At 70.2% G+C, this 26,152-nt stretch carries 1 protein-coding gene (running past one end of the window); it reads left to right on the top strand.

All coding sequences use genetic code 11. The features are described from left to right. Positions 1-26,152: the 5' portion of a WXG100-like domain-containing protein gene (locus ACV7NQ_RS22570; RefSeq protein ID WP_463361468.1), read on the top strand. The gene runs 7,748 nt beyond the window's last position; the window shows 26,152 of its 33,900 coding nt (coding positions 1-26,152); it begins with the start codon at positions 1-3; its stop codon lies beyond the right edge, outside the window.

A 26,152-nucleotide genomic window follows, 5' to 3' on the forward strand; every position in this document is an offset into this window, starting at 1 on the left:
ATGCCTATCGAGCTGCCGGCCGTACTGAAGTACCTCGAGCCGATCGTCGGCATGGAGTGGCCCGACGGCAACGAGGACCACATGTGGGCCTTGGGCGGGGACTGGCGGACCGCCGCGAACGAGTTGCGCTCGGTGATCCCCGATATCGAGGCGGCCAAGAGCGCGTCGACGACCGCCTATCCGTCGGGCGACGGCTACGAGGAGATGGTCAAAGCCTTCGACAGCTTCCTGTATTTCAGCGGCAGCGACGCGAAGGACGACCAGACGCTGTCGAAGCTGGCCGATTATTTCAAGGAGATCGGCGACTCCGCCTACGACGTCGGCACCGAGATCGAGTACGGCAAGCTGATGTACTGGTCTTCGCTGGCGATGCTGGCGGGCGAGTTGGCGGCGTCGTTCTTTTCCGGTCCATTCAAGCCCGCGGTGGACGCGGCGGCGATCGCGTTCACCCGGATCGCGGTCCGCCTCATCGGTCAGCGGTTGGTGCAGGCGGTGATTCAGCGGGTCGGGCGGATCGTCGCGAACCGGTTCGTGAACTTCCTGCTCAAGCATGTCGCGATCGACACGATTCTCGGCACCATGCAGGAATACGGGGTGCAGGCATACCAGGTGCAGCAGGGGCACCGCAAGAACATCAACGTCGAACAGGTCATCGTGACCGCCATCAGCTCCGCGGCTGGCGGCGTCGCGGCCGGGCCGCTGGCACACAAGGTCGGCGAAGCGCTGACCGATAGGTTCGGCCGGGAATTCAACCCGTTACTGCACGGCGTGATCACCGGGACGACGGCGGGATTGGCCGGGGCGACAGCGGGTTTCGCGGGTGCGGCGGCGGCGCAGTTCGGCGCCGACCTGATCATGGGCCGCGGGTTGGACAAGGCGCTGGAGAACCTGGGGAACACACCGATCGACTATCGGATGTTCACCGCGGGCGCGTCCAACGGGGCCATGACCGCCGCGACCAAGGTCGGTGCGGCCAAAATGTGGAAAAAGTTGATGCCGACCACGATGAGCCGTCCCGACCTGGGGAAGCGCTTGGACAATCTTTTCGCCGATGTGGGTGGGCCGCGTGTGGGTTTCCGGCCCGACGGTGCGGGAATGTCCGGTGTCGGCGACGGCAGCGGCGCGCCGCGCGGTGCTGGGATGCCGAACGGTGCGGGTGCGTCGAATGATGCGGGGGCTCCGCGTGCCGGAATGCCTGCCGCTGCCGGGAACGGCAACAATACGTCGTCGAGCCCCGCGAGTTCGGACGCGTCGCACTCCAGCGCCGCCCATGACACCACTTCGACTGGTGGAGAACAGGTTTCGACCAGCGCGGACTCCGATGGCGCCCAGGCGGACGGCAATCAGGCCGGGCACAGCGGTAAATCCACGACCCCCGCGCAAGCGTCCAGTGAGCAGGGTTCCTCCGGCGAGCGTGCGTCCTCGGGTGAGCAGTCGCCGTCGGGCGAGCGTACTTCGTCCGGTGAGCAGTCCTCGTCGGGAGAGCGTGCCTCGTCTGGTGAGCAGTCGTCGTCGGCGGAGCGGTCCACGTCCGACAGCGGCGCGGGACTCGCCGACGAAGGAAAGCAGGATCGCTCGGCCGACACCGACCGGTCCCAGGAACCGAATATCCTTGCGGGCCAACAGGACAGCGCCGTGGTGGGCGACCCGGCCGGTGCGCAGAACGGCACCGCCGGCGGCGTGCAGAACCCCGAGACTCGGTCGCTGTCGGACACACAGCTGACCGGCGCGACACCGGTCGGGGACGCTCCGCTGACCGGCCCGGCGGCCACGCCGCCCGCAGGGACGACCACCACGAGCGCGCCACCGTCCACCGGTGTAGCGCCGGGCGCCACACCCGCGTCGCCTGCTTCGCCCGGATCGAGCGACGTGCGGCACGCGCCGTCCGCGGACTCGCGCGCCCAGGCCGCCACGCCGGACAGCGACGCGGGTCGCAGGACATCCGCCGACAAGGGCCGGGCCGGTGTCGCGGATCGCACCTCCGATTCCGTCGGCAACCAGCCCGCAGTGCATGCGGGCGAGGCCGACTCAGAGGCGCCGCGAGCCGAATCGAGGCGCGAGACCGGGGAGACCCGGCAGACCGGTGAGACGCGCAACGACGGTGAGACGCGCCGGACCGGTGCGGACCGGCCCGAGGGCGAGAGATCGCGATCCCGCGACACACCGGAATCCGGAGACGGTCGGCGCGACACCGCGGAACCGGTCGTCTTGCCGCTCGCCGGTGACTCCGGCGAGTCCAGGCCGGCGCGCCGCGCGGGCCCAGGGGATGATCCCGTGCGCAGGGAACCGGACCAGACGTCTCGGAATGATCCTGAATCGGATGCGCCGCAACAGGATCCGAGAATTCGCGGGGAATGTGCCCGGCTCTCGCTCGAGGAGATCCAGCAGGCCACCGGAAGCGATACCATCCGGCCACCGGACGGGCAGGTCGGCGAGCGTGGCATGTCGGTGCGCGACATCCAGCAGTCCGCGGACGGCCGCCTGTACGACTACCCAGACGGCGGACCGGACGAGTCCCGCCACCAGGGCATCGCCGACGAACTGCTGCGGATGGCCGCGGGGATGGATCCGCGCGATGTCGCCGAAGGCCGTGGACCGCGCGCCCTCGTGGTGGACGAATACAGCGGCCCGGTGGACGAGCACGGAGTCGGTTCCCATGCCTACACCCTGACCGTGCGCATGAACCTGGACACCGGCGAATTCCGTATCGGGGTGTCCGACCCCGGCGCGGAAATCCGCAAGGGGTTCCCGCCGGATCTGCCGATGGACGTCCGGGCGGTGTCGGCGATCCTGTTCGACGGTCAGGGAAGGGCGGTACCGCCCAGCGGCTCCGACCCGCGGGTGCGTCCGACCGACGACCGCCCGATCTATGGCCGCGACGGCGAGATCGCCGGTCGGCGCAGCGACGAGACGCCGAAGCAGTTCCGGGCGCGGATGCGCGCCGAGATGGCCGACATGCACGCCCGGAGGGAAGCCGAGCAGGCACGGCGGCTGCGCGACCTGGTGAACCGCATCGATGATTCGGACCTACCGGAAGGAGTATCGAAACGGTCGTTGCGGATCAGGGCCGCGCAGGCGGAATGGCATGCCCGCGAGTTCCGCAAGAATGCCGACACCTGGTGGCGGGTCGCCGGTGGGCGGCCCGCGGACGATGCTCCGATACCGCCGCATTCGCCATCGGACCCGACCCCGGCACCGGATCCGGCGGCGCGGTCGGCCGACCCCACCGGCATCGGGCACCCGGAGACCGACGGAGGGTCGCCGGACAGCGGCCGGACACACGAGGACAAACCGCTCGCTGACTACCCCAGGACACACGATCCCGCGCCGGAACAGGCACGCCAGGGTGCCGCCGACGCCCAGGAACCCGCCGCGCAAGTACGGCAGCAGCGAGACCGGATCGATGAGTCGCAGCGCCGGGTCGATGGCGCGCAGCAGGCGCTGGAGCGGGCGCAGGAGGCGCTGAGTCAGAGCGTGGTCGACGAGACCCCGCACCCCGACCATGCTCCGGGCGAGGACCCGGCTGCCCGCCTGCGCAGCGATCTGGCTGCGGCCCAAGCCGAATACCACGCCGCGGTAGCCGATCACGTGGATGTCCTGCACGACGCCACCGACCAAATGGTGGCGGCGGCGCGGGCCGCCCATGCCGACGGGGTCCGCGGCGAAACGCTCACCGAGGCGTATCGGGCCGCGGGCAGGGCGGCGCTGGAGTACTACCACACCCGGACCGGGTCGGATATCCCCGAGCATCTGCAGCTGAAAGATGCTGCGCCGGAGAAGTTGCGCCAGGAACTGGAATCGGGATCGGAGGCCGACAAGCTCGCCGCCGTGATCGAGGCGATCCGCCAGTCCGAGGACGGCAAGATCCTGCGTGAAACGCAGGTCATGGCGACGCTCGCCATCCGGGACGGCGCGATCAATATGGATGCGGGCGAGGGCAAGTCGCTGGTCTTCCTGGCCAGCGCCACCATAGATGCGGTGGAGCACGGCACGGTCCAAGTGCTGACGACCCGGGACAATTTGGCGAATCGCGAGATCACCCGGTACCTGAAGACACTGGGCGACATGGGTTTCGACATCGTGCGGATGAACCCCGACCACGCGTACGCGAAACCTGCCGAGGACAAGCCCACGATTTACATCGGCACCATGGAGGATGTCGGGTTCGGTCATCTGCGCGACAACGTTCCACCCGGCAAGCACGTCGCGATCGATGAGATCGATGAGGCGCTCGTGCATGCGAACACCACCTACATCCTGTCGGAAGGGGCGGGTGAGCCGGCGTCGGCTCGGGTGGCGGCCGAGGTGACCGGGGCGCGCGACCTGCTCAACGAGAGCCTGGCCAAGGACGCCGAAGGCAACACTGTCCTGACGGAGGCCGACTTCGGCCGGCAACCGGACCAGAAGGGCGGGCCGGCCGTGCTGATCGACGCGGGCCGGGCCAAGCTCGAGGAGTCGCTGGGCCGGGAGCTGACCCCGGAGGAGCTGAACCGGTTGAACATGGCCGCCGCGGCCAAGTGGGAATACCGGAACAAGGTCCATTTCATCATCGACAAGGGCCGGGTGCTGATCATCGATCAGACCACCCACAAGGTGATGTTCGATCCAGAGACCTCGACGGAGAGTCGCTGGAACGGTGGCCTCGCACAGGCCATCGAGGCCGAGCACGGGCTGCAGATTCGCGACGACCCGGGCAGCACGAACGAGAAGTCCGCGAAGGAGCTGATCAACGGCCACTACGATGCCGTGACCGGTGCATCGGGTACGGCCACGGGGGTGGCCGGGCGGCTGCACGGCGACTACGGAATCGGCGTCACGGAGATTCCGCGGCATGAGGATTCCAAGTTGGTCCACGGCGCCGACGACGTGTCGCCAGACGAGGCCACGAAGCTGGACAAGATTGCCGCGGACATCGTCCAGAATCACCAGTCGGGCCGGCCGCAGCTGGTGCTGGCGCATCGCAACGACATCGTCGGTGAATTGTCGGCCCGGGTTGCGGAGCTCACCAAGGGCACCGGTATCGAGCATGTGGCGGTGGATGCCACCTGGGTGGCCGAGAACGGTGTCCACGCTGAGGAGCGGTTGCAGGCGATCTTCGACGAGGCGGGTAAAGAGGGCAAGATCCTGATCATCAACATGCAGGGTGCCCGCGGCGTCGACATCCCCATCGGGAAGGACATGAACGCGAAGGGTGGCCTGCACGCCATCGTCACCGGCCATTCCGCGACCTCGCACGACATCGATATTCAGGCCGAGAACCGGGCCGCCCGGGCCGGTCAGCGGGGCAGCGTGCAGTACTACACCTCGCGCGTGGACGACCTCTATGCCCTGAGCGCGAACCCGGCCGTGCAGCACGTGGTGGTCCGGTACTCGCAGGCCCGCGACTCCCACGACGCGGAGGCCGGGGCCGCCGCACCGATGCACGACACGCTGTTGGCCGCCGAGCAGCAGTTCCGCGATATGGTCCAGCCCCTGCAGGACGCCGCCGCGGCCCGGCTGGGCCTGACCCGCGCCCCCCCGAGCGACGGCGCGACACCCGCTCCCACTCGCGACACGCCCGGCACCGGTACCACCGAACACCCGCCCACACCCCCACCCAGGGCCCAGGAGGAGACGCGGCCGGCCACCGACACCGCCGCGCCCGAGTCCGCCTATGGCCGCGACGGCGAGATCGCCGGTCGGCGCAGCGACGAGACGCCGAAGCAGTTCCAGGCGCGGATGCGAGCCGAGATGGCCGATCCGATACCGCCGCATTCGCCGTCCGACCCGACCCCGGCACCGGATCCGGCGCGGTCTCGCGACGATGCGAACCCACCGGACCCGGGACGGGTTCTGCCGGGCGACCGCGACCCGGGCGCCGAGGACGAGGCGAAGCGTACGTCCGATCCGGCGACCCCGCCGCGCGTCGCGGACGGGATGGTGCCGGAGCCGGGTGATCGGAAATTGGCGCCGCTGGACCGCAACGGTTCGGAGGATGATGCCGCGGCCCAGCCCGCGCGCGACCCCGACCGGACACCCGACGAGACGCCCGACTTCCTCGGTGAGTCCGACGACGTCGAGCAGCAGTTGGAGCGCGGCACCGGGGACGATGTTCCGCCCGGTATGTACCTCGACGCCGACGGTCTGCTGCACAAGCTGGGTGATCGCCCCGACTCCTACCGTGATCCGGACGGCACGTGGCACCACAAGGACGACGGCCCGGGCACCTACCGCAACGACAGTTTCCGGTTGCGCGACGTGGAGAGCAACGAGTACGTCACCGACCATCTGACGAACACGAAGATGCCGTACCGGTTCTTCGCCGACCCCGGACCCGAGCATCCGTACGACGTGACCGATCAGGCCACCGCCGACAAGTTGGCGGAGAAGGTGGCGGAGCGGGCGAAGTTGCAGGCCGGACGTAACGTGGCCAATGACGTGGTCAAGCGTCATATGGCGGAGTTCGGGATCAAGAAGATCAGTGAGCTGGCCGACGACAAGCTCCTACCGCGGGTGCGGGATCTGCAAGCCGCGATTCTGGAGTCGTCGCTGACCGAAGCGGAGAAGGTGGCGAAGCTCAGGCGTCTGGGCGAGCTGCAGCGTAACGCCGCGGAGTTCAACCGGTTGGGTCCGTTGCTGGTGAACGCGTCGAAGACGCTCGGCGAGCTGGGCGGCAAGGCGTTCGCAGTCGATCCGGACAAGTGGCCGGGCGCCGTGCTGCTGTCTCCGTTCGAGGGCGGGATCGACGGCGCCGATACCGTCGACATCGCGGTGCTGGTTCCCGGCATAGACCGCGGGCAGCCGAAGCTGGTGGTGGTCGAGGCCAAGGGTGTCGGTTCGAAGCTGGGCGGTTCTAAAGTCGCTGAGGCGCAACAGGGTTCGCCGGAGTATCTGCGTCGCACGGCGGCGATCGATAAGAATCTGCGGCGGATTTTGACCGAGACGCCGGAGGAGATGCTGGCGCGCGGTGTCGATCCGGACAGCGCGGAGGGCCGGGCGTTGACCAAGGCCCGCGACGAACTTCTGCGTGCGCATCGGGACGGCACGCTGCAGGTCGAATATCACCTCGTGCACGTCTCCGAGCATGGGGACGTCACATCCCGCGAGTTCCGTCTCGACCGTGACGACGTGCAGGTGCGCATCGACGTGATCGGCGGCATCGAATCGCCCGCGCTGGTGCGGATGCCGGACCAGGCACCTCCCGCGGACGCCCCGGCACGCGACGCCGACGAATCGGCCCTTCCGCCACAGGACGACAACAGCGATGCCGCGGCCGCTCGCGACGCCGAGCTGCTCGGCGTACGTGGCGAGGACGAGTGGTCGCACCTGAGTCCGGAGGAGGTCGGCGAGCGGCTGCAGGAGCACCTGCGCGAGGCGATGCGCGATCCCGACTTCGAGGTCTTCGGGTTCGACCTGCCCGGTCTCAACCCCGAGGTGGTGCGGGAATACGCCAGGGCGATGGTCGATCTGTTCGACCGGTTCCCGACCGTGGACCTGCGCAGCGTCGGTATCGGTGGGCTGCCGCCCAAGGTGATCGGCATGGCGCAGCCGCGGCTGGATGCCTCGGGCCGCATGTTCACCGAGTCGATCGTCCTCAGCTACGACCATGCGGCCAGCGCGCAGACCTTCCGTGATCGGATGCAGCTCGGTGTGGACAACGGCCGGTTCTCCCCGGAAGTGCTGCGCCGTCCGGTGCTTGCCGTGGTGGCGCACGAGTACGGTCACGCGCTCGACCACGCGAGTCAGCAGACCGCGCGCCATCGGGCCGACGAATACCTGTACGAGCGTTACCTGGACGACGACACCCGCGACCCGGATCTCGGCTACGAGGATTGGCTGCACCAGCTCAGCGGCCACAGCTTCGACCGCGACGGCAACTTGCGGCCCGAGGAGGCACTGTCCGAGGCGTTCGCCGATCATGTGCTCCGTGGTGACTACGACGCTGCCGACCCACTCAGCCCCCCGGCACGCGCGCTGCACGACCTGCTGACCCAGTCGGCCGCCGACCCGCCCCACACCAGTGACGCGCCCATCTCGCTCGAGCCCGATCACGTGGACCTTCCGGGCGATGAACTCGACGACTCGCTCGGCCGCAACGGAGATGTCCTGTTCGAGGGGAATCTGCCGGAGGGCGGGACACCCCTGTTCCGCGGCATCCCCCGGTTGCTGCCCGACGGGTCAGTCAATCCCTCCTACACCGAGGCGATTTCGGGTCGGGCGGTGCCGCGGGGAACCGAGGACCTGTCCCCCGAGGAGCACATCGGTCAGCATCGCGCCGCGGAGAGCGATACCACGTCGTGGTCGCGCACGCGCGCCGCGGCGGAGCATTTCACCAAAGGCGACGGGGTGATCCTGGAGTGGCGCACGGGGCTGCCGCCGGAGGGCGCGTCGTGGCGATTCAAGCCGATCCTCGACCTGCCGGACCCGTTCGCACAGGTGCTCGTCCAGGGGACACTGCCCGACGCGCGCGCGACCAGGTTCATCGCCGAGGACGCGAATCCCGAGCATGTCGCGCAGCAGAACTCGGATCAGCGGACGGGCGACGCTGCCGCGCCGCACCGCGCGCCGGACGAGGACCACGCGCCGCACGCTCGCGACGTCGAACTGCTCGGCGCACCGGCCGATGACGAGTGGTCACGACTGACACCGGCGGAGGTCGGGGAGAAGCTGGGCGACACGCTGCGCCAGATTACGGGCAATCCCGAGTTCGAGGTGACGGGCTTCGATCGGGTCGGCCTCAATGCCGAGGTGCTCCGGGAATACGCCCGGGCGATGGTCGACATGTTCGGGAAGTACCCGCAGGCGGACCTGCGCCGAATTGTCATCGGCGATCGGCCGCGCGGCGTCTTCGCGGAACTCTTGATCTATGGCGTTAGCGAGGCCACCGACCTCGGCCCGGTGGAAACCGGTCCAATGATCGACCGCGGCAGCCTCCGGGTAGAAGCCGACGACCTGCTGATCAATGCGCACTATGCCGCGAGCGCGACGGAGTTCCGGAAGGACGTCGACAAGGCCCTCGCGTCCGGATGGTTCCATCCCGGCGTCGAGCGCAGGCCCGTGTACGCGATAGCGGTACACGAGTTCGGCCACATCCTCGACTTCACCAGCAGCGGCTACGCCCGGCGCAAGCTCGATGAAGCGCTGCTGAACCACTACATGTCCGAGCAGCTGGGCGAACCGACCACCCAGGGCTACCTCAACTGGCTGAAGGACAATTTCAGCAGGTACAGCCTCGACAAGTCCGGTGTGCTGAACCCGGTGGAGGCGCTGGCCGAGGCTTTCGCCGAAGTGGAGTTGCGCGGTCGCAGCAAGGTCAGTGAACCCGTGCGCGTGGCCTACGACCTGCTGCGCGAAGCACTCGACCGCAGTGCGGGGCGCGGCTGGTTCGGCCGGTTCATCGAACAATTCCGGCTCAAGCGATACATTGCCGGCAACGAGCCGGACGGGGCGCGACGAGACGCCGCCGAAACCCCGGATGCCGCTGGGCGGCATGCGTTTCGGTCCGAATCCGAGCAGCCGCGGGACGAGGGCGATGCCCGCAGCGACGGTCCCGCTGACCGGCGCGATTCAGGACCGGTGTCGCGGGACGCCGCCGCTGAGCGTCCGGATTCCGCGGAACAGCAAGCGATTCGGCCCGATGCCGAGCAGCTCGGGGACACCGACGATCCGCAACGCGATGCCGATGCACCGCCCGACGAGCCCGATCGGCCCGCCCATGAGCCCGGCTCGCGTGATCTCGTCCGTCCGGACGACGGGCAACCCGACGGCTGGCAGCATCGGCCGACCGATGTCGCCGCTGCCGAGGTGCGGGAGGTGCTGGCGCGTAGCGAGATCGGCAGGCAGTCGCTCACGCGGCTGCGCGACCTCGGCGCCGCGATCCGGTTCGAGGAACCCGGCGACGATCCGGGGCGGCCGGACGGGTTCAACGGCCGGACGATGGAAGTGTTCATCGGCACCCGTGGGCGCGACCAGCTGGCTCAGGCGGCTGCGGTCGTGCGGGCTGCGGAGCTGGCGAGGGCAGTTGTCGAGGGCAGGCTCGAGGTGACTCCGGCCCGCATCCGTGCGCTGGATCGGGCCGATCACGTCGCCGCGCGCGTGCGCGCGGAGGCCGAGGCGCTCGGCCGCCAAGCCGAATTCCACCGCGAGATGCGCGAGGCCGGTTACGACCCGTACGGCGGACCGGTGCGCGATCTGGTCGATGCCGTGCAGCGCCGCGCGCTGGAATTGGTCTATCTGGATGCCTTCGACGCCGCGACCAGGGGCGAGAGACCGGAGGGCCGGCCCCCGGTGGACGAGCTGCTGGCCGATCCACGGTTCGATTCGCGGGAGGATCCGCGCGATGGGTTGAGCGGCAGGCACGAAGCGGGCGAGGAGTGGGACGCCGCGCACCGCCCGCGCTCACCCGAGGGGATGGCGGAATACGTTCCTTCCACCCTCGCGGCGGCCCGCGAACTGGAGCGACTCCAGCGGGCGGAGTCGGCGGCGAGGCGCGAGGTGATGCGCATCGAGGCCGACTGGGATCGCGTGTTCCGGCGCCTGAAAGAGGGATTCAACCTTCCCGACGACGAGATCCGGTCCACCCGGCAGGCACTTCTCGACAGGCTCTGGGAACGGTCGGACCGGCAGGGACTTCTCGACATGCTCTGGGAACTGTCGGAGCGCATCCACATCTGGAACGGCACCAGCTATGTGCTGCTGCTCGCGGAACTGACCGCACAGCACGCGCGGGCGACCGCGGACCAGGCCCGGCTCATCGGCGAGATCACGGACCTTGTCCAGCGGGACCTGTCGGATCGCGCCGCGACGACCGGCGACGCGCCGCCTGCCGACATCCAGGTATACGGCGACGAATCCGGTGTCCTGCACGTACTCCGGGACTCCGCCGACGCGCCCGCGACACACGTGGAGCCCGATCCGCCCCGGTATCGGGCGGGCGAGGGGATGCACCCGCGGACGATCACCGAGCACGCGGGCACCATGCTCGCCACGGCGTTGCGTGAACTCCACTATGGCGATCAGGGCAAATGGGCGGCGGCCGTGCTCGAGCGGCTCGGGGTGGACATCCGGTTCAGCACCGAATCCGAGGCGAGCATCGTCCGGCTGAACGACGGCCGGTACGGCCTGCGCCCGTCCGCGGGCTATGACCCGGTCACCAACACTGTTGTGCTGGATGCCGATTCCGGCCCCGAGCGGCATGCCGCGGAGCTGCTGCGCGCGGCACGGCTGGCCGAGCAGGTGAACGAAGCCATGGGCGAACCGCTCGCGCGGCTCACCATGTCCCGCGGCGAGTACGTCGACCTGATGCTGGATCGGATGGCCGAGGCGTATGCCCTGATGTTCTCGGGCAACGCCGACTTCATCGGCAAGATCGATCTGAACCGGATCGGCGTCGACGACCTGGAACGCGCCTACGTCAAGGCATACAACGACGCGCTGAAGTACGCGCATGAGACGTACTGGAAGTCCGGTGTCGTCCGGTCCTACCCGCTCTACCACCGCGCCGCCTTCCGCGCCGGTGTGCGAGCCATGCGCGAGCACCTCAACAGCCTCGGGCCGATGGTCGACCGGCGCAGCTACGGCGACCACTTCGGGTCGGCGTGGGACCGGGCGCACGGCATTGCGCCGACCGACCGCGTCCCCGTCGCCGACGCACCGGCCACCCGCGGGGACACCCGCGCCCGCATCGCCGAGCGCAGCGCGCATATCGCGCTGGAGATCGAATCTCTGCGCATGCTGCGCGATCTGGGCGAGTACGTCCCGGTCAGCCCGGCCGAGCGCGCTTACGCCGAGGCATACGACAAGGCGTACCCCAAGGGGGACAAGGCGCACCGCCGCAACCCCGCGGCGCCACCACCCGAAGAGGTCGCCTACCAGGCGGGACGGGAAGCGGTCCGCCGCTTTCTCGGCCGGGTCGGACTGGACAATGCCGAGATCGCCCTCGACGTCGTCCGCGCCGCAGGCAGCCACGACGAGTCGCGGTGGGGCTACCCGAAAGTGCCCGAGGACCCGATCGCCCAGGACTCCGACGGTGCCGCCGACGGCACACCGAATCGCGAGATCGGACGCGCCGACGACGCCGACCTCGCGCGGCGGGCCCTGGACACGGAATTCGACAGCCACCCGAATCCCGAGCGGCTCAGCGACCGCGTCGCGCGCTACCCGGGTGACAATCTGGGGTCGCGCCCACGCCTGGTCGTCGTCGCCGAGCCCGGTCAGCACGTCGATGCCCTGCGCGAACTGGCGGCGAGCCATCCGGAACTCGCCGATGTGCTGTGGGACCGGTCGCACCACCTGGACTACCGCGCCGCAGTGCGCGGGGCCGGTGGCGTGCCGACCATGCGCCACATCACCGTCACGCAAGCGGAGGGGCCCTACCGCTACCCGACCAAGGACGAGGCGCGCACGCAGATGCTGGCGCACTATCTGCGCTACCGCGCGGAGGGCCTGACCAATCTCGGGTTCGACGATTGGCTGAAGCAGCTCGGCCCCAAGGCGTTCTACACCTCCGGAGACGCCGAGCAGGCCCGGGGTACGCGCCGCCAGGGCTGGCATGTGGCGGGCAGGCTGGTCGAGGGCTTCCGCGAGGTGGGATTCCGCGCGGCGGCCGCCGCCGACCCGCCGCTGACGCCGCCGCATCCGGCCGAGGTCGCCCACCGGTTGTACACCCGCCGGATCCCGCTGCCGGGCGGCACCGGGATCCGGCGCCCGTCGCATCACCAGCTGGAGGTCTTCCAGGTCGGGTCGACCCATCTGGGCATCCACCTGGAACCCGACGGCAACGGTGGCTGGCGCGTGCCCGCACCGGTGTCGACCCGATCGGACTCCGACGTCCTGGCCACGCATCTGCAGGGTTTGGCGGCGCCCGATCGGAAGAAGCTGGTCGCGCGGATCGTCGAACTGCTCAACGATGGTTCGGCGGACCTGAAGGATCGCGGTCAGCCGCGCAACAGGTTCGGCCGGTTCATCGATCGGCTCACTCCGGGCACGTCGGGCACGTCGGAAGGCCACCGGCTCCGCCGCAACGATCGGTCGACGGACGACGGCGACTACCTGCGGGCCGACCGGGACCGGATAGCCGACGACTCCTCGCGCGTCGCACGTCCGCCCGAGGACATCGCCCCGGACCTGCCCGATACCGAGGTGCTCGGTGTCCCGGGTGCGGACGAGTGGTCGCAGCTGAGTCCCCATGAGGTCGGCGAGCGGTTGCAGGACCTGCTGCGTGAGGCCATGGGCAACCCCGAGTTCGAGGTGTTCGGCTTCGACCTGCCCGGGCTCGACCCCGAGGTGGTGCGGGAATACGCCAGGGCCATGGTCGACATGCATGAGCAGTTCCCGTACGTCGATCTGCGCAGCATCGGCATCGGCGATCTGAAGAAGGGTGAGCTCGGGTGGGCCGACGGTCAGATCGACGAGGTCACCAAGACCGTGTTCACCAGAGCGATCGTCCTCAGCTACGACCATGCGACGAGCGCGCGGGGCTTCCGCGCGGCGGTGCACAATGCCGTCGCCAACGACCAGATCAAGCCGATGATGCTGCGGCGGCCGGTCTATGCCGTCGCGGTACACGAATACGGTCACGCGCTCGATCACGCGGGCGGTCTCGCCGCCCGGATGCGGGCCGAGCGTCTCCTGCTCGATCTGGCCGCCGAGGACCCCGACGCTGATTTCGGCGAGTGGTTGGCGGAACTCAGCGGATACAGCCTCGACGACGAGGGCCTGCTGAACGACCACGAGGCAGTGGCCGAAGCTTTCGCCGAGGTCGTCATGCGCCACGAGCTGGGCGATCTGGGCCCCGCGAGCAAACCCGTGCGCGCGCTGCATGATCTGCTGCTCCACCACGCGGAGAATCCGGTCGCGGTGGGCGGCGACGTCGACGCACCGACGAACGACCGCCTGCTGCTGGATACTCCCGCCGACCAGGTCCGTGACCTGCTCCGGCAGACCGACTTCGGCAAACAGATCCTGGCGAGCCTGGACAACGGCCCGATCCGCACCCGCTTCGAAGACACCGCGCCGGACGGGCGGGCCGGCGAGTTCCGGCGCCGGGAGCTGGCGGCACTGGCCTTCACCTCGGGCAACTCGCATGTGCAGCAGGCGCTGACCCTGGCGCACGAATCGCTGCACGCGCAACGTCATCTGCAGCGCACGACACCGAATACGCCCGAGCGCATCCGCGCGATGTCGCGTCAGGACTTCGTCGACGCGATGAAAGACGAGGAAGCCGCCGCCGCCGGCCGGCACTTCCGGCTCGCGGCGGAACTGCGGTCGCTCGGCTACGAGATCGCGGAGCATCCGCTCGAGCAGCACTATCGCGAAGTGTTCGACCGGGAGATGGCTCGCCAGGGCTCGGACAATGCGGGGACGCGCGCCGAGTCCCACGATCGCGGCGTCGCGGCGCTGCGCGAGCCGATCGGCCGGACCGAATGGAACAACGGGCAGAACTACGCCGACTACTACGGGAACATCTGGGACGAGGCCAATGTCGGCCGGGACGGTGCGGCGGAGCCGGGCAGGCACCGTCCGTTGTCGCCGGTCACCGCGGACGAACTGTGGCAGGGTGCGCTGAACCGTCAGGACGCCGGGCTGCGAGCGCGGGAGGCCGCCGCGGAGTTCGCCCGCCAGGCCGAGGTGGTCTTCGGCGACGGTACCCGCGACGTCTCGCGCTCGGAGATCGAGCGGGCGCTGCGCGAGGCCGAGGCAGCGCTGGACACGACTACCTGGGTGGACCACGGCGCGGAGCTGCTGCGCAGGCAGCACGATCTGCGCGTCCTGGCCGATCTGGCGGATCTGCGGGATCAAGCCGAGACCCGGCTCGAGGGACGTCGGCAGAGCCTTGCCGCGCTGGCCGCGCGCAACGTGCTCGGTGCGGCCGTCCGCGGCGAGTCAGGGGCTCGGGTGCGCACCGATCACGTCGCCTATGTTCCGGGCGAGCCGGACCGGCTGGTGATCGCCGCGGAAGCCGGTGACCATCAGCGGGTCATGCGGGACGCGGAACGCGACCCGTTCGCGGCCGCGCTGCTCGGCCGCGACACCGTCGACCGCCGGTTCCTCGAGGTGGCGACCGACGACTTCGGCCGCGTGCAAGTCCGAGCGGTCGACGAGCCCGAGCGGATCGCGCCGGACGACCCGATCGGCGAGGTCACGCCGCGTGACCTAGCCGGGACCGCTGCGGCCGAGCGGACCGCCCGCATCCGTGCGGAGCTGGCCCGGACCGAGATCGGCCAGGAGATCGACCGGGCACTGACCGCGCACAAGGTGCGGATCGAGTACGAATCGGGCGCGCCGGATCGCTACTATCCGGCGCAGCGGCGACTGGTCCTCGATCCCGGTCTGACCGACACCCAGCAGATGCGCGCGCTGGTGCGCGGTGGCGTGTACGCCGACCTCGCACACGGGCCGGTCATGCCCAGCGCCGCCCGGGCTCGGACGCAATCGTCGCGGCGCGAGTACGTCGACATGATGCTCGACCTGAATACCGCGGAGCACCTCATGATGCTCGACCTGAATACCGCGGAGCACTTCACGGGTTTCGCCGCGATCCGCGAGCTGCGTGGGTTGCACCTCATCCCGGAAACCGAGCTCGAGCGGCTGTACACCGAGGCGTACGACGCCCTGGAGCGCGCCGCGCTGGTGCGCGGTGGCATGTACGCCGACCTCGCACACGGGCCGGACATGCCCAGCGCCGCCCTGGCTCGGACGCAATCGTCGCGGCGCAAGTACATCGGCATGATGCTCGACCTGGAGACCGCGGCGCACCTCAAGGAGTTCGCCGCGATCCGCGAGCTGCGTGCGTCGCACGACATCCCGGAAACCGAGCTCGAGCGGGTGTACACCGAGGCGTACGACGCCGCGCGCGCGGTGGCCGAAGCGGCCGAGCCGGATGCCGGGGCCGAGCGGCTCGACGACCAGGCGCGCACGGCGGCGTTCGACGCGCTGCGCCCGCTGATGGGCACCCATCCCATCGGTCCGGACCAGACCTATGCAGATTTCTACGGTGCCGCCTGGGATGCCGCGGACGGTGCCCGCTCGTTCGACCAGATCGTGGCGGAGGCGCTGGACTCCGGCGAGGTCGAGGTGACCGTGCTGCGCGAGGGCGATTCGGCGCACAGCGCCCGGCGAGTCGAGTTGGTCCGGTTCGGCAACGGCACCGAGCTGATCCGCAAGACCGTCGTCAACCCGCGTCACGCCGTCGCCGAGGTACTGACCGGGGTGCTCGGCCGCGCCATCGACGCGCCGGTGCCCGAGTCCGTGCTGCACGAGCCCACCGTCGTCTACCAGCAGGTGATGGCGGGTGAACCGGCCGGAGACCGGCATCCCGACTTCGTCGATCCGCACGAACTCGGTTACGCCGATTCGATGCCGGGCCGCGCGCTCGGTCTACTGGACACGCTCGTCCGCATCCCGGATCGGGATCGTCTCGGCTGGCTCGCCGGGCCGGACCGTGGGCTCGCCGGTATCGACCACAGCCGTTCCTTCGAGAACAGCGCCGAAGCGCGGGATGCCGTGAGCCCGTTCGCCGAGGGATTCCTCGGCCGCGAGAAGGACGGAAAGGTCGGCTACCGCGACAACGCGTTGACCCGCGAAGCCGTCGACATCCTCACCGAACGGGTCGCCGCGCTGCGGCCGGAGTTCGAGCGCTACGGCCGCACCGAATGGCACGACCTGGTTATGGAACGGTTGGCGCAGGTGCGTGAGCACGCCCGCGACATCGCCCCGGTGCAGCGGTCCGAGCCGCCGAATTTCACCACGCCTGTCGGCGACGACTACGCCGTCAGAGTGGCCCGCGAGTTCGAACAGGTCTACGAGTGGCGCGACAACGACACCCACGGCATCTACGCCACCCTCGACCCCACCGAGGGCGTCCTGCGCGTCCGCATGCGCTTGACGACCGGGCCGACGGACGGCGCAACCATGTTCCGCAACGCGATGTCGGAACTCGGCGAGCACCGGGTAAGCGAGATCCGGGGCGAGTGGCAGCGGGAAGGCGATTCCGACACCGTCGACGCCGACCGGCGGGACCTCTACCAAACGCCCGAGGAAGCGGTGGCCCGGACCATCCTCGGCGAGTTGTCCGCCGAGCACGGCTTCACTCAGGTACGCGTCGAGCCGGGCGATCCCGGCGAAAACACCCTGCCCACAGTGCGTTTCACCAAGCCGGAGTTCGCCCATGCGGACACCCGCTCGACGCCGGACGATGCCGAATCACCCGACCGGACCGACGACGGGAACCAGGAACCGGCGGCGGATGACGCGGTCGACCCGGACCGCACGGCCGACCAGCCGGAGCGCGCGGATACCGGCGACCACGGCGAAGACCTGTGGCAGCTCGGCCGGATCGACATCGCCACGACCCAGGTGTGGCAGCTGCTCGAACAGTCCGCCATCGGGCGTGAGGCGGCGGAGGTACTCCGCGCGGAGGGCGCCCGGGTGCGGTTCGCCGATCTCGGGAACGAGATCGGCGAGGCGGACGCCTTCGACCGCCGCACCATGGACATCCTGATCGACACCCATGACCGCGGGCAGGTGGAGCAGGCGAGCGAGCTCGTGCGGCTGGCCGCACTGACCGAGGCGATCCGCGCCGGACAGGTGGAGGTCACCCCCTCTCGGATCAGAGGCACGACGCGCGAGGAATACGTCTCGGCGCAATTGCGCGCCGATGCCGTGGCGACCGGCAGGCAGGCGGAATTCCTCCGTCAGCTCGAGGACGCCGGGTACCCGGGCCGGCCGACTGCGCTGGCGCCGGTCGGGGTGAACTACCAGCGTGCGGTGCGCCAGAAGTACCTCGACGCCTACGACGCGGCGGTGTCCAGGGCGCAAGAGGCCGATCCGTCGCTGGACGCGCAGCGGCTGCGGGAACTCGGACGAGCGGCTGGCGTCGACGCGCTGCTCGCCGGTGACCTGTTCGACGCACCGTGGTCCGCCGAGGAGAGCACCAGCGCGCGCAGTGCACACGGCCGCGACTGGGACGCCGCCCAGCAGCACGATCGCGCGACCGACGAGTACCGGCCGACGACCGCGGAGGCCGCGCGCGACACGCAGGAACTCGTGCGCAGGCACACGGCCCGCACCCGGGAGATTGGCCGCATCGACGCGGTGTGGGACCATCTGGCCCCACAACTCGACGCGGTGTGGGACCAGAAGGTCCGCGACCTGGCCGACCTGTCTGTGTTCGACCGGCTTGCCCACCTGGATGTGTTCGACCGGTATGTGCTTCAGGATGTGCTCGCACAGGATCGGCCGGCTGTGCTCGCGAGCCTGTTGCGAGACCTCACACATATGCGGCGTGATATCCCCGGGGTATTCGCACAGGATATGAACTTGTTGCGGGCTCAGGTGCGGGTGCTGATCGACCTCGCGGGCGATCGCGGGCGGGCGATCGCGGCGCGGGACCAAGTCGCCCTCGAGCTCGCGGCGCGTGTCGGACACGACTTGATGAGCAGGCAGGTCCGCGAGGCCGGTGGCAGCTGGCTCACCGACCGGGTGGCGTTGCTGTCCGAATCGCCGCTGAAGGTGTTCGTCGCCGAGACCGGTGACCGGTTCACGCCGGTGACCGGCGACGAGGCGCCCGACAGGTCGCTGCGGCACGCCGAGCAGCTCGGTGTCGTCGCCGACCGGGTCTGGGTCGACGTCGACGACTCGGGTGCGGTGCGGTTGCGGCACCAGACCGAGATCCGCAATGTCTGGTCCGAGGACGGCCGACCGATGCGCGAGCGGAAGCCGGGACAGCCCGACGCACCGCAACCGGACCGTCCCGTCGCCGAGGAGCCGGCAGCGGCCGACCACGTGACCGACCGGTTCGAGCGTGTAATGCGGGAGCGGGACGGCGACAAGCTGCATGTGTACATGAATGTGTGGGGCGAGCAGGGGCGCGCCGACGCCAATTCTGTGGGCCGGTGGGCGATGAGCACCATCGACCGGCTCGGCGTCGAGCTCCGGTTCACGTTCGACGACCAACCGGCCGCCCGCGAGGGCAGGCAGGTGCTGCGGTCCGACACCGGATACGTCCCGTCCGCCGATACCGTCGTGCTGCACCTGAATTTGAATTCGTCGGCGCTCGAGCTCGCCGAAGCGATGGTCCACGCGGCCACCATGGCCGAGCAGTCGCGGGCGGGCGACGGGCCGCTGGAACGGCTCACGCTGTCGCGCGACGAGTACATCAGCGCGATGCTTGACCGCCAGGCCGAGGCGCACGCCAGGGTCTTCGAGTTCACCCGGGAGCGCGAGGAGCGCTCGAAGAGCGAGGGGTGGCGCCCGCCGCCGCGCACCGCCGAACACGACGACCGGCTGCGTCAGACATTCGACGAGGCGCGCAAGAAGGCACGCAAGCTCGCCGCGCATGCGTATCGCCGCAACTCCTCGGTCCGGCCGACGATGCTCGACGCGGCGGCCTTCCGGGCCGCGGTGCGGGACGTGCGCGCCGCGCTGGTCGAGCAGGGGCCGCTGATCGATGGCGTCGACTACGCCACCTACTACGCCGCGGAATGGGACCGCGCCAATGGATTCACCGCCGCCGACCTGGACAACGCCCCCAATCCGCACAAGGCGGACTCGCCCGAGCTGCGGCGGATGCGCACCGGTGACTTCGCGGACGAAATCGAAACTTTGCGCGTGCTGCGGGAGTCGGGACGCTTCGTCCCCGTCGGGCCGGCTGAGACCGCCTACACCCAGGCCTACGACCGGGCATACCGGAAGGCGTCTCGCGCCGACGACGGTGTGCCACCCGAGCGTCGCGCGATGGACGCCGGGCTGGCCGCCCTGCGCAAGTACGTGGACAAGGTCGGCCTTCCCGAGGCCGAGATCGCGATGGCAGTCGCCCGTTCCGCCGCGGACAACCACGGCAGGTACCAGCCATGGCCGATGGCCGACGATCCGGCGGCGCCGGCCCGGGTTGCTCCCGCCGAGGTCGGCGACCTGGTGGCGGCGCGGCGCGCGATCACCGCGCTGCTCGACCGGGATCCCGCCGGTGTCCTCCTGGCCGAACGCATCGCGCTGTTCACGGGCGAGCGGGGCGTGCACCGGCTCGTCATCGCGGCAGAGCGGGGTGGGCACGTCGACGCATTGCGCGAATTGTCCGTACGGAACTCGGCATATGCCGACGTGCTGTGGAGCGGAACCCATCGCCTCGACTATCTGGGGGTCTCGCCCGGCGAGGCGGATGGGCGCACCCGCTGGCTGTCGTCGTCCGAGGCGGAGGGACCGTATCGTGCGCCGCACCGCGACGAAACGATGCAACAGTTCTTGGCGCACTATCTGCGCTATCGGCTGGCCCGCCAAACCGATCTCGGCTTCGAGGCGTGGCTGCGCCAACTCGGTCCGGAGATGTTCTACACAAAGAAGGACCAGCGAGAGGCGAACGCGCACGAGGCCTACGAGGGCAGCCGGAACAAGGGCTCGCTACGGCACGACGCACTGACGAACTTCCGCACGGAGCCCGAGGTCGGCGAACCTCATCCGGCGGTGGTAGCACACCGGCTGGCCACCAGGCAGGTGCCGCTGCCCGAGCCGGGCAGCGGACCGAGGGTGTCGTGGCCGCGGACCAGATCGGAGTCGATCGAGATCGCCGATTACTCGTTCGGCATCGTGTTGGAGGCCGATGGCAGCGGTGGGTGGCGGGTGCCCGCTCCGACCGGCGACGGCGGCCTCAACGACGCCTTGGCCAGGCCGTTCCACGGCATGTCCGACCGCGACCACAAGAAACTGGTCAAGCTGATCACCCGGATGCTCGACGACGGTGGGGCCGATCTGATCCGGCGCGAACCCCAGGGACGACTGCGGCGCATGGCCGACCGGCTGTCCTTCGGGTCGCGCAACGGCCACGACGATGCCGCGAGGGCGATCGATGCGGGCGAGGCGGAGCACAACCCGCCGCAATTCGGTCCGCCGCGTCCACTCGACCCCGACGAAGGCCGCCGCGCCGAGGCCGACCGGCGGCAGGCGGTGCTGGATCGGCTGGCCGCGGCGAACCTGGCCGCGGTGCGCGAACGCGATGCCGCCCGTGCGGCGGGCGATCCGGAACGGCTTGCCAGCGCCGAGGAGCGCGTCGAGCGCCTGGATCGGGCGATGGCGACCGCCCTGGAACGCGACGTGTTGCTGCGCGCCGATGCCCGTCCGATCACCGATCGCGTCGGCATCCTCGCGGGCGAGCCGCCGATGGTGCTGGTGGTGAATCTCGGCGGCACGGACCCCGCTCGCGCGCTCGCCGATGTCGAGGCCCGGTATCCGGAGGTGGCGGGGGTGCTCGACCGGCGGGAGTTGCGGGTCGACACGGACGGCACCATCAGGGTCGTGCCGATCGCCCCACGGGCGGACGCGACCGACAAGGGGACCGCCGAACCGGAGCACATCGCGGGCGCGCCGCGACGGACCGAGGGCGCGGCCGAGCCGGGCGACACCGACACCGGGCAGCCCGCCTCCGGCGACGGCGGCGCCGGAAAGCCTCCCGCCGCACCACGTTCGGCGGACGAACCCGGCGACGAGCCGCCGTCGGACTGGTACTTCCAGATGCGGATCGAACAGGCCGACTGGGATGCGGACATGGCCGCCGACCGGGCCGCCTGGCTGCGCGAACTGGCCGACGCCCGCCCGGATGACCGGTGGTTCCGACTGCGCGCCGAACAGGCCGAATGGAATGCCCACATGGCCGCCGACCGCGCGGCCTGGCTGCGCTTGGAGCAGGCGGAGAACGAGGCATGGTCCGCCGCCCTCGAGGCGGATCGGTTGCGGCGCACCGCCGACGCCGACCCCGACGATCCGTGGGCCGGACTCCGCGCGGAACAGGCGGAATGGAACGCCGGGATGGCGGAGGACCGGGCGCGGTGGTTGCGCAGGCTGTACACGCCGATCGGGACAGCGCCACACGATAATTCGGGCGCCGGCACACCGGAGTCGGCGTCCCCGGCGCGACCCGATCCTGCGCCGTCGGCCGGCTCACCCGCCGACACTCCGGAACCGGGCACACCGCCGCGCGGCGCAGACGAGTCGCCGGCCGCCGATGCGGAGGGGTCCGAGGACCCACGCGACCGGATGTCGCCCGACACCCGTGCCGAATACGACCGGCTCGCTGCCCAACTCGAGCAGGCCCGGACCCGGCGCGACCAACTGCGCGAGCGGCGTGACGAGCTCGCCGAGCCGCTGCCAATCCATGCTGCCGACGACTGGGCGGCTCTGCGGCCTGGACCGGACGGCCTGGACCGGACCCTGGAGGACCTGCGCACCCAGATCATGCCGGTCACCGAGATGCCGGAACAGCTCGCCCGGATCGACGCGCTGGAACAGGCCGCACGGGACTGCGCCGACGCCGACGCCGAGGTCGCCCGCTTCGAGACGGAACTGACGAACCTGGAGCGGTCCACGACGCCGCTGGGCCAATACGATCAGCTCATCCAGCAGCGTCAGAGGCTGACCCGCGAGCGCGAATTCTGGCGGTTCAAGCGCGACGACCGGGCCGCGCCGTGCGACGGCTGGGGTGACAACGTCGCCCTGGACGAGTCGGCGCTGCGCGGGGATCAGCTGGAGACCACTCTCCTCCGGCTGTACGAGGCCGCGAACGTCCGGACCATCGACGAGCTGGGCGGCCTCGACGAAATGCCGCACACCGACCGGATCGCGCCGGCGCCGCTGGAGGTCGAGCACCGCAGACAGGTGATCCAGAAGCTCGCGGCAGCCGCCGAGCGTGTCAACCAGCTCGACGAGCAGATCGAGCGGGTGGACCAGCAGATCGATGAGCTGCGCAGGGCCGGCGTCGGGGTGGAACGATCCCGGCCGCAGGACGTGATCGACGCGCTGCAAGAGCTGGCTCAGCGCCGGGCCGACGCGCTGCGGGAGGTCAAGCCGCTCCGTCTCGAGCGCGATGACCTCGCCGCCCGCCTCGGCCTGCTGGACTCGCAGGGACGTGTCGACCAGGCAGCCTGTGAGCCGGACCGGCTGGACCAGACGGTGGCGGACCTGCGCGCGGCGGTCCGGGACGGGCTCGCCGACGGAACGCTCTCCGACGAGGGGGCCGCTGCTCGCCGCCGGGATATCGCCGCACTCGATGCGGTCGCGCGGGAGGTGAACAACGCGCACAACGCGATCGGCCGCATCCAGGACGACATGGTCCGGGTGGCGGGTGCGTGCCGCGACCTCCTCGAGCGCAGCGGCGGCCGGATGGTGACCGACCGAGTCGGCATCATCGACGGCGAGCGACCGCGCATCATCGTGTTCGGTCCCCGTCCCGACCCGGCCTCGCCGCGCGCCGACCACGATGCCGCCCTGGCCGACGCCCTGCGCCGCAGTGCTGGTGTGGCGCAGGCGATCGTGCGGCCGGAGACCACGGTCGAATACCGGCGGGTGCTCGCCGACCGCGAGGACAACGTGCGGGTGGAGGACATGGACCCGCCCGAGATCAAGCGGTTGAGCACCGGCTGGATCGGCGGCCGTCGCCTGGACATCACCTCGTGGCGCGATGGCGACAACGTCTGGCACCCCGTCGACCCGACCCGTCCGACCTGGGAGTTCGGGCGCGACCACGGCGAGCTGCCCAAGAAATTCACGCCGAAGGATCCGCCGGACGGTGTCAGCGGGTGGGCGATGGAGGATGTCGTCAACGACATCACGCTGCCGACCGACGACGTACCGCCGGGCATGATCCCCGAAAGCACCCTCCCGGTGCACATGCCGCAGGCTCCTTCGCGATATGACACCTCGGGCGTGGACCCGAACCATCTGTTCGCCCAGCACTGGGGCGCGGATTCGTACAACGTGGTGCGCCTGCTGTTGATGGCGGCGCAGGTGCCGAAGCATCCGGCGGTGCGGGCGTGGATCCAGCGCCATCCGGAGATCGGGGAGTGGGTGCAGGCGCGGCCGTGGCTGCAGCACCTGCCGCCGTTCGGCACGGTGTTCCGCAACTACGAATGGTTCGCCCCGCCGCAGCGCAACATCCAGCCGATGCACCGCCCGTGGAACGCGGCCGACCATGTGCCGCCGGGTGGCCAAGTCGACATCCCGGAGGGCCTGCAGCGCGAATGGGACCGCGACATCGCGGCCTGGCAGCGGGTACAGGACTGGGCGAACGCGGAATACCAGCGTTTCCTCGCCGACGACACCGACCTCGACGGGATCGCCGACGGCATAGAACGGCATCGGCGCGCCGAGCAGGACACGCGGGCACGCGAGGTGGTGGACGTCGTCGCGCAGGAGCTGGTCCTGCGGCAGGTGGGTGTCGACCCGCTCGGCGACGTCGACGCCCAGCTGATGCGCATCCACGACGAGATCGACCGGGTCGCGCGCGGACTTGCGGACCGGTTCGCCGCCGAGGATCCGGACGCGATCCGCGACACGGTCGAAGACATCCGCGAACTGCTCGCGAGCGGTGGCGATCCCGAACAGATCGCGGCCGCGCTCGCCGAGCACATGCGCGACGATGTGCCGACGTTCACGCGCGAGGAACTGGCGCGGATCAAGAACCACCTGATGGTCGCCGAGCATCGGGTGCGCGACCACGCCGACCCGACCGGCCGGTATGTGCACACGGGAATGGATTGGCTCGCCGATGTCGCCGAATCATGGAACCGCCTGATCGACGGGGCTCCGCTGCCGCAGGACTTCGTGCTGCTCAACGACATGCTGGCCGAGGCACGGTTCCTCGACGACAATCCCCTGGCGACCTGGCAGCGGGCTAACGCCCAGGCGATCGCTCTCGGCTTCCACTGGGACGCGGACCGACCGCCGCTGACCGGATGGCGCGCGGGCATCCCGTACGCTCCGGCTCCCCTTCCGCCGAACCAGGCCTACCTGCCGCCCGCTCCGGGCGCGCTGCCCGCGCGGCCCCAGGGCCCGAGCGGTGGCCCCGCCGACGGTCCTACCGGAGGTGGCGAGCGCCGCCCGCCTTCCGGGGAGGAGTCGCCGCGTCCGCAGGCGGGGTCCGAGTCTCCGGCGCCGGAGCCGAGCGCCGACGGCGGTGCGCAGAAACCGCCCGAGGACCCACCGGCCGCCGCGCGTCGAGATGAACCCGACGAGCCCGACGAACCCGGCGATGGTGGACACGGCGTATCGGACGATCTCGGCACCGGCGAGCCGGACGTGCCGGAGGAGTCGCGGGTCGCCGCGCAACAGGACGAGCCCGGGCCGCCACCGTCGTCCTCCGCGCGGGACGATGCCCACCGCGCGCTTGCAGAGCTCGACGCGCTCCACCGTCGAATCGACCAGCAGCTCGATGATCTGCTGCGCCGGGCGAGTGCGGATCTGGACCTGATGGAGCAGCGCGCCCTCGACCGCCTCGCCGAACTCGAAGCCGAGGTCGCCGAACGGTTCGACGACCTGTCCACGCGCCTGCGCCCGGATCGAGGCACGCTCGCCGCAGGCGAGACGCCACTGATCGAATCGCCCGACCAGGCCCGCCCCGACGCGGCGCCGGAGGACTCGGCCGAGGCGGCGCTCGAGCGCATCCGCGAGCAGTTCGACGCCGCGGCCCGCCGCACCGACGAGCAGTTCGACGAGCTGCTCCGCCACACCCTCGCCCAGCTCGACGGGATCGCCGCCGACCTCGACCGGCGCTTCGACGCCGCGGTCGCCCGACTCGACCAGCTCGCCGCCGAACCGTTCAACGCGGCGAACACCTCTCCCGAGGCGCAGGCGCTGGACGAACTGCACGCGCGTCTGGAAGCCGAGCTGGACGAGATCCACCGCCGCGCCATGGACCGCCTAGCCGAACTCGAACGCGAACTCAATGGATCCGCCACCGACCCGTTCGATCCGAACGCCCGACCCGCGCCACAGCTGCCGCCTGCGGCCGGGGAACCCGTCGCGGGAAGTACGCGCGGCGAGGACCCGACTTCGCGTGGGGCGGATGTTGCGACCGAGGGCGACGGTGGGGGTGGCGAGCCGCCGTCCGGTCCGCCGACTCCGCCCGCGAACGCGCAGCCGCCTACCGGCGGTCGTCCGGAAGGTCCACGCCGCACCGGGAATCCACTGCGCGACGTGGCCGAGTTCCTTCGCGAACAGCGCGATTGGCCCAACCAGCGCAACGCCGACCCGCTCACCGAGGCCGAGGTCGAGCACGTTCGCCGGCTGGCCGAGGCACTGGGGCTCGACGAGACGTTCACCGGGCTGCGCGATCCGCTCGCAGCCCTGGCCGAACTCGCTGAAATCGCCAGGGCGCGAGGGTTCCTCGACGATGCCGATGGCCCCGGTATGC

Source organism: Nocardia sp. Tas62D01, from assembly GCF_055232035.1.